The 7,351-nt window shown below is 50.4% G+C and carries 6 protein-coding genes and 1 rRNA gene; 2 read left to right on the top strand and 5 right to left on the bottom strand.

The annotated features are described in order from the left end of the window. Nucleotides 1-445 precede the first annotated feature (445 nt). The 4 genes from polA to JWF83_RS23240 form a co-directional block, all read right to left on the bottom strand. On the bottom strand, nt 446-3,229 hold the full coding sequence (polA, locus tag JWF83_RS23225; RefSeq protein ID WP_413652875.1) for a DNA polymerase I: 2,784 nt from the start codon (nt 3,227-3,229) through the stop codon (nt 446-448). A 439-nt stretch (nt 3,230-3,668) separates the two neighbouring features. Next, nucleotides 3,669-4,298: a thiol:disulfide interchange protein DsbA gene (dsbA, locus tag JWF83_RS23230; RefSeq protein WP_413652876.1), complete on the bottom strand. Its 630-nt coding sequence runs from the start codon at nt 4,296-4,298 to the stop codon at nt 3,669-3,671. A 26-nt stretch (nt 4,299-4,324) separates the two neighbouring features. Continuing rightward, a complete protein-coding gene (locus tag JWF83_RS23235; protein ID WP_413652877.1) occupies nt 4,325-5,311 on the bottom strand; it encodes a serine/threonine protein kinase in 987 nt (328 codons plus the stop codon). Between the two features lie 81 nt (nt 5,312-5,392). Then, nucleotides 5,393-5,662, bottom strand: a complete 270-nt coding sequence (locus JWF83_RS23240) for a YihD family protein (protein ID WP_413652878.1) — start codon at nt 5,660-5,662, stop codon at nt 5,393-5,395. Between the two features lie 54 nt (nt 5,663-5,716). Between JWF83_RS23240 and mobA the strand changes: the two genes are divergently transcribed. Together mobA and mobB are read left to right on the top strand one after the other, a co-directional pair. Then, nucleotides 5,717-6,340, top strand: a complete 624-nt coding sequence (mobA, locus tag JWF83_RS23245; protein ID WP_413652879.1) for a molybdenum cofactor guanylyltransferase MobA — start codon at nt 5,717-5,719, stop codon at nt 6,338-6,340. Between the two features lies 1 nt (nt 6,341). Further along, nucleotides 6,342-6,848 (top strand): molybdopterin-guanine dinucleotide biosynthesis protein MobB, encoded by a 507-nt coding sequence (gene mobB, locus JWF83_RS23250; protein ID WP_413652880.1) that lies wholly within the window; start codon nt 6,342-6,344, stop codon nt 6,846-6,848. Between the two features lie 106 nt (nt 6,849-6,954). Here the strand turns inward: mobB and rrf are convergent. Next, nucleotides 6,955-7,070, bottom strand: a 5S ribosomal RNA gene (gene rrf, locus JWF83_RS23255). Nucleotides 7,071-7,351 lie beyond the last annotated feature (281 nt).

A 7,351-nucleotide genomic window follows, 5' to 3' on the forward strand; every position in this document is an offset into this window, starting at 1 on the left:
GCATTCATGCCTCCGGTGCTGATAAGCCGCACTCTGCCAGTTCCTGCCTTTCGCCCAATAAAAAACGCCCCAGACATAAAATGACTGGGGCGGCTAAATATTCAGCCAAATCCGATTACGTGAAGTAAAAGGTCTGAAAGATAGAACATCTTACCTCTGTACCCTACAACTCAAACTCTACATGATTTTTTCGGACCTCAAAAGCGTTTTTTGTAGTTAATTTTCATCAAACGACATTGTTTTCCCAACACCGGTCACAAAAACACGGGAGTTCTGTAGCTTAATTACCAGGAAAATGTTTAGGGGATAGAAACTTAGCTGATTTTATCGCCGGTGGCCTGTCAGCTCTCAGGCTGAACCGATTAACCCAACTTTTTTCTTATGGCTGCGTAATAAGGCTGGTTTGATAGCCAAACCAGCCCCACCCGATCATCATAATGACAACTTAGTGCGCCTGATCCCAGTTGTCACCGACGCCAACGTCGACACGTAACGGCACATCCAGCTTCATGCTGCTTTCCATCAGTTCACGGATCCTGGTGCTGGCGCTTTCAACCGCATCTTCCTGCACCTCAAACACCAGTTCATCGTGTACCTGCATAATCATCTTCACTTCCGGCGTTTTCTGCGCCAGCAGCCATTCATCAACCGCAATCATCGCACGCTTAATGATATCGGCGGCAGTACCCTGCATTGGGGCATTAATCGCCGCTCGCTCAGCCGCCTTACGCCGTATCGCATTGCCGGAGGTAATATCCGGCAGATAGAGGCGACGCCCGTCCAGGGTTGATACATAGCCTTGTTCGGATGCCTGCTGACGCGTGCTCTCCATATACTGCAGTACGCCCGGATAACGTTCGAAATAGAGATCCATATACTTTTTCGCTTCGCCGGCACCAATATTCAGCTGACGGGATAAACCAAACGCACTCATACCGTAAATCAAACCAAAGTTGATCGCTTTAGCACTGCGGCGCTGTTCGCCGGTCACTTTCTCCAGCGCGGTGCTGAATACCTCAGCCGCCGTTGCACGGTGAATATCCTGACCTTCCGCAAAAGCTCTCAGTAGCCCTTTATCCTGCGACAGATGGGCCATAATGCGCAGTTCGATTTGTGAATAGTCAGCCGCGACAATGCGATGACCTTTTGGCGCGACAAAAGCCTGGCGGATACGACGCCCTTCATCGTTACGTACCGGAATGTTTTGCAGGTTAGGATCGCTGGAAGAGAGACGTCCCGTCGCCGTCACCGCCTGATGATAAGAGGTATGCACGCGGCCGCTATGCGGGTTGATCATCAGCGGCAGTTTGTCGGTGTAAGTTGATTTCAGTTTCGATAAACCACGGTGCTCAAGAATCACCTTCGGCAGCGGATAATCCAGCGCCAGTTCGGCCAGCACTTCTTCGCTGGTCGAAGGTGCGCCCCCCGGCGTTTTCCGGGTTGGTTTGATACCCTGCTTCTCAAACAGAATGGTTTGCAGCTGTTTGGTTGACGACAGATTAAACGGTTCGCCTGCCAGCTCATGCGCTTTCAGCTCCAGCTCAGCCAGACGGAGGGTCAGCTCCTGCGAATGGGTCGCCAGGATGCCCTGATCGATTAACACCCCGTTGCGCTCAACGCGGGAAATCACGGTGACCAGCGGCATCTCAATAGATTCGAAGACCTGTTTGGGCCCTTGCTGTTTTTCCAGCTCCGGCCACATTTTCAGATGCAGCTGTAAAGTCACATCGGCATCTTCGGCGGCGTAGTGGGCAGCCTGTTCGAGGGCGATCTGATTAAAGGTCAGCTGATTTTTACCTTTACCGGCGATCTCAGTAAAGGTCACGGTTTTATGATTCAGCCAGCGCGACGCCAGACTATCCATATCATGCTTGCCAATCACGCTATTTAGCATATAGGACTCAAGCATGGTATCGAACCTGATGCCCTGCAGTTCAATGTCATAGTTCTTCAGCACACCGCGATCAAACTTCAGATTCTGTCCCACCTTCAATGCTTTTTTATCTTCCAGCAGCGGCTTCAGGCGCGCCAGCACCTGATTACGATCCAGCTGCGGCGGAGCATCGAGATAATCATGGGCTACCGGCAGATAGGCGGCATCGCCCGGCGCAACGGCAAAAGAGAGACCGATAATATTGGCGCTCAGGGTATCCAGCGCATCCGTTTCGAGGTCGAAAGCAAACAGCTCGCTGGCCTGCAGCTTTTTCAGCCACTGGTCGAAAGTCTCTTCATCGAGAATGGTGACATAGCCATCGGCTGACAACACGCTGGCCACTTCCGGTTGCTCCACGCTTTCCGCTGCCGCTTTTTGCACCACGGCATTGCTCTTTTTACCCTGCAACCAGACACCGTCTTCGAGGTCGGTAATCCAGCGTTTGAACTCATAATGCTTAAACAGCCCCAGCAGCTCTTCTGTCGCCGGTTCACTGACGTTTAACTGGTCGCAGGTGACATCCAGAGCAACATCCGTTTTGATGGTCGCCAGTTGATAAGAGAGGAAAGCCACCTCTTTATTTTGCTCCAGCTTCGCCGACATGGTTTTGGCGCCACGGAAAGTAAGTGTCGCAACTTTATCGAGATTGTCGTAGATCGAGGCCATGCTGCCCAGCCCCTGTAGCAAAGCCTGTGCGGTTTTCTCGCCGACACCCGGTACGCCAGGAATGTTATCGGAAGAATCCCCCATCAGCGCAAGGAAATCGATAATCAGCTCCGGCGGAATACCATATTTATCATTGACCTCTTCCGGGCCAAGAATGGTGTTATTCATGGTGTTGATCAGCGTGACATTAGGGGTAACCAGTTGCGCCATATCTTTATCACCGGTACTGATCAGCACCGAACGCCCCTGCTGTTCCGCCTGTAATGCCAGAGTACCAATCACGTCATCCGCCTCGACGCCATTAACTGCCAGCAGGGGCAGCCCCATGGCTTTTACCATCTGATGTAGCGGCTCTATCTGTGCACGCAGATCATCCGGCATCGGCGGGCGATGAGATTTATAGTGTTCGAACAGCTCATCGCGAAAGGTTTTTCCTTTGGCATCGAAAACCACGGCCACATGGCTCGGCTTATATTGCAGCAACAGACTGCGCAGCATATTAAGCACGCCATACATCGCGCCCGTCGGTTCCCCGGCACTATTAGTCAGTGGAGGAAAAGCGTGATACGCACGATAAAGATAAGAGGAGCCATCAACCAGAATCAGTGGGTTTTCTGCAATTTGTGCCATAGGGAGTCACATTCTTTGTTAGCCATTTGAATGGGCATAAGGATGCCACAGCTGCGGCATAAAGTTGAAATAACTCGGCAGATAAAGCAGTAAAGTTTTCTAAACTGCGGGGCAGATTCCAATCGCCAGCTTGTGGATAAGTTTGTGCGTAAGTTTCCTAACATATTGTTATTTCCAATGTTAGGAAAATATATCCATATTAAATATCAATGATTTCATAACGTTAATAATTATCTGTAGGATTTTTTTTAGAATTTACCAAATTGCTTTAATGTGGATACAAATATTTTTCATCTGGCAGGAAAACAACATCAACGGCTAAATATTTTCGCAATTAACGATAATTGTCCTGACGGTACAGCCGGGGGAGATATAAGCGAAAACGACGGCGGCGGAATAAAAAACGCCGGTAAAACCGGCGTTTAGTGCGGCAGTAAACTTACTTCTGACCGACGAGGAATTTCACCACGTTGGCATATTCTTGTACGAAGTTATCCATGGAGCTGGTGTCGAGGCCGCCGTTGTTAACCATATATTTGCCGTTAACAAACATCGCCGGCACGCCACGCAGATCGACATCAGCAGCGGCTTTTTCCTGTTGCGCGACCAGCGATTTCACCACAAAGCTGTTCCAGGCAGCATCATACTCTTCTGGCGTAATACCAGCAGCTTTAACAAATGTCTCTTTCAGGTTGTCGGCATTAGTGATGGTTTGGGTTTTCTGGATGCCATCAAAAATCGGTGCAGTGACTTTGTCTTCCACACCCAGCGCCAGCGCCACGGCCCATGCCTGAGTCACGGTTTTACCCATATCTCCACCGAGGAACTCAACATGATATTTAGCCACTTTGACATTTTGTGGCAGGTTTTTCTTCACCGTTTCGCTGACGTGGTAAATACGCTCAAACTGATAGCAGTGTGGGCAGAAGAACGAGAAAAACTCGAGAACCTGAGGTTCACCGGCAGCTGGTTTGTCGAGAGTGACATACTGCTGCCCGTCGGTAAATTGTGCAGCGGAGGCGCTGAATGCCAGAACCAGACCGACAAGCGCAAACCAAATCTTTTTCATCTTGAACATCTCTCCTTAATACAACGTCAAAAGGCAGGCATTAGCTGCAGCGGTGGCTCCTGCAACAGCTTGTTCTGCTCATCAAAAATGGAAATCTGTCTGCGCCAGAAATCCTCATCCGTCATCCACGGAAAACTTCTCGGAAAAGCAGGATCCTGCCAGCGGCGAACGATCCATGCCAGATAATAAACCATCCGCATAGCGCGTAAAGGCTCAATCAGTGACAATTCGTGTGCATCAAAGTCGCTGAATTCACTATAGGCTTCCAGCAGAATATCCCACTGCAGACGCTGCTCCTGACGATCGCCATTAACCAGCATCCATAAATCCTGTACTGCCGGGCCATTACGCGCATCGTCCAAATCGACAAACAGCGGACCATCACGCCACAGGATATTGCCCGGGTGGCAGTCGCCATGCAGTCGCAGTGGCGTCCAGTCATTATGCCAGCAGTTTTGTAGAGTATTGCTTAGACGATCAAGACTTTGTAACAATCTGAGTTTTAATTTTGCCGGGATCAGGCTGGTATTTTCCAGGACCTGCCGTGGCTCAACAATATATTCCTGTAAACCGATAGTCGGACGCACCTCAAACAGGCGTTTTTTGCCTGTCTGATGGATGCGGCCGAGAAAACGCCCCACCCATTCCATATGGTCATAATTATCGGTTTCATACTGACGTCCGCCAAGACTGGGAAAAATGGCGAAGTAAAAGCCGTCATGCTGATGCAGCATTTTGTCCTGCAACAGTAGCGGTGCGGCGATGGGAACTTCATCAGCAAGCAGTTCGACAGAAAACTGATGCTCTTCATCGATCTGTGCAGGCGTCCAGCGTTGTGGCCGGTAAAACTTGACCACATAACGCTTTTTATCTTCATCCGAGAACTGGTAAACCCGGTTCTCGTAACTGTTTAATGCCGTCAGGCCAGACTCCACGCGCAAGCCGGTATCCCAAAGCGCATCGACTATCGCATCAGGATTTAACGTCTGGAAGTTAAAGGCTGGTTGGTTCATTGCGCAGGTTCGCCATTTTCGCTATAAGTCAGCGACAAAGAATATCATTAAAAGCGCTGCAGGTTGGTTGAAGGATCGGATTTAATCCTTAATCACCCCGCGAGCGCGCAGTATCGCGGTCTTAAAATCCTCTTCATAATCTTTTTTCAGGCCAGGAATCGCCGCGGTCGCTTCGGTATCACGCATTTTAAGATGGTAGATCAGGATATCGTCAGTGAGTTGCTCAATCGGCCCGGAGAAACCTGACTCAGCGGCCAGTTTCTGTAAAAATTGCAGCAGATTCAGATCCGGTTCCTTTTGCCATGCTGGCTGGAGCAGTGAGATCAGTTCATTAAGACGATGGCATTTCATAGTGGTGTTCCTTAAGACGAGGATATCCCGCTACGTTAGCAGGGTTAATCCCGCATGAAAAGAGAGGTATTACGCCGTATGCATGCGCCAACACCGATAAAAATAGCAGATGTCACCGGCGTTATTCTGGCCGGTGGTCGCGGCAGCCGTATGGGTGGTGAAGATAAAGGGCTGATGATGTTAAATGGCCTGCCGCTTTATCAGCACGTCCTGCAGCGCCTGCAACCGCAGGTAGCTACGCTTTGCATTAGTGCTAACCGTAACACAGAGAGCTATCAGCAAAGTGGCTTTCCGGTGATTGCCGATACATTTCCTGGCTATGCCGGTCCGCTGGCGGGCATGCTGGCAGCATTGCGCTTTATCAACAGCTCCTGGGCGCTGTTCGCCTCCTGTGATACCCCGTTTCTGCCGCCCGACCTGGCTAAACGCTTATGGCAGCAGAAAGGGGAAGCCAACGCGGTATGGGTGCGCAATGGCGAGCGTGATCATCCGACGCTGGCATTAGTGCATCGTTGTGTCGCTGACCCGCTGGCAGATTTCCTGCATCGCGGCGATCGTAAGTTAATGCTATTTTTGCAGCAAATAGCGGCAAAAGCAGTGATATTTGCCGACGATCCGCAAAGCTTCACGAATATCAATACGCCGGACGAACTACACAGTTATGGCGAGGAATGCTGATATGCTGCCACTGATTGCGTTCGCTGCCTGGAGTGGCACCGGTAAAACTACGCTACTGAAACAACTTATCCCACGGTTAAAAGCGCGCAATGTTCGCTGCGGTTTGATTAAACATACCCATCACCGGATGGATATTGATACGCCGGGAAAAGACAGTTACGAGTTACGTAAAGCGGGTGCCGATCAGGTGCTGGTCGCCAGTCAGCAGCGCTGGGCATTAATGACGGAAACACCGGATCATGACCAACCTCTCGATCTGCATTTTCTTGCCAGTCGTCTGGATACCTCTTCATTAGATCTGGTACTGGTTGAGGGGTTTAAAGATGAAGCGGTGGCCAAAATTGTCTTATGGCGGGCAGAAAGCGGGCGAGATCTCAGCGAATTGCTGGATAATCACGTGATTGCGGTGGCCAGTGACACACAATTTAGCCTCGATATTCCCTGGCTGGATCTGAATCGGCCGGATAATATCGCTGATTTTATCGTTTGCTGGCTTAAAACCTTGTAGGGGACTCTGTATGGTTCCAGTGCATAACGCACAGACGCAAAAAAGCCCCATGCGTGAGCATGAGGCTTCTTAACGGGTGGCATAAATGCCGCCCCTGTAATTTGATGCCTGGCAGTTCCCTACTCTCGCATGGGGAGACCCCACACTACCATCGGCGCTACGGCGTTTCACTTCTGAGTTCGGCATGGGGTCAGGTGGGACCACCGCGCTAAAGCCGCCAGGCAAATTCTTTGTGCTCTGTCCTGTGTCTTTTACGCTCTGACTGCGTTGGCTGCCTTCGCGTAAGTCAGTCACATACTTATGTATGCTCCTTCCTTCCGTCTCTGTTGCCGCCTTGTCACAGCGCAAAATACTTCGGACTTCATTTCCGTGAACAAAGCTGAAAATTGTTGTCTCTGTGCTGTTATCAGCACGGGCGGCATGAATGCCGCCCCTACATACTCACCAAAACACTTCTGGTGTTGTAAGGTTAAGCCTCACGGGTCATTAGTACCGGTTAGCTC

It is taken from the genome of Pantoea sp. B65, from assembly GCF_047308185.1.
In the GTDB taxonomy this organism is placed as follows: domain Bacteria; phylum Pseudomonadota; class Gammaproteobacteria; order Enterobacterales; family Enterobacteriaceae; genus Erwinia.

Coding starts and splice junctions, on each gene's coding strand:
- dsbA (WP_413652876.1), bottom strand. CDS start 4,298: ATGAAAAAGATTTGGTTTGCGCTTGTCGGTCTGGTTCTGGCATTCAGC.
- JWF83_RS23235 (WP_413652877.1), bottom strand. CDS start 5,311: ATGAACCAACCAGCCTTTAACTTCCAGACGTTAAATCCTGATGCGATA.
- polA (WP_413652875.1), bottom strand. CDS start 3,229: ATGGCACAAATTGCAGAAAACCCACTGATTCTGGTTGATGGCTCCTCT.
- JWF83_RS23240 (WP_413652878.1), bottom strand. CDS start 5,662: ATGAAATGCCATCGTCTTAATGAACTGATCTCACTGCTCCAGCCAGCA.
- mobA (WP_413652879.1), top strand. CDS start 5,717: ATGAAAAGAGAGGTATTACGCCGTATGCATGCGCCAACACCGATAAAA.
- mobB (WP_413652880.1), top strand. CDS start 6,342: ATGCTGCCACTGATTGCGTTCGCTGCCTGGAGTGGCACCGGTAAAACT.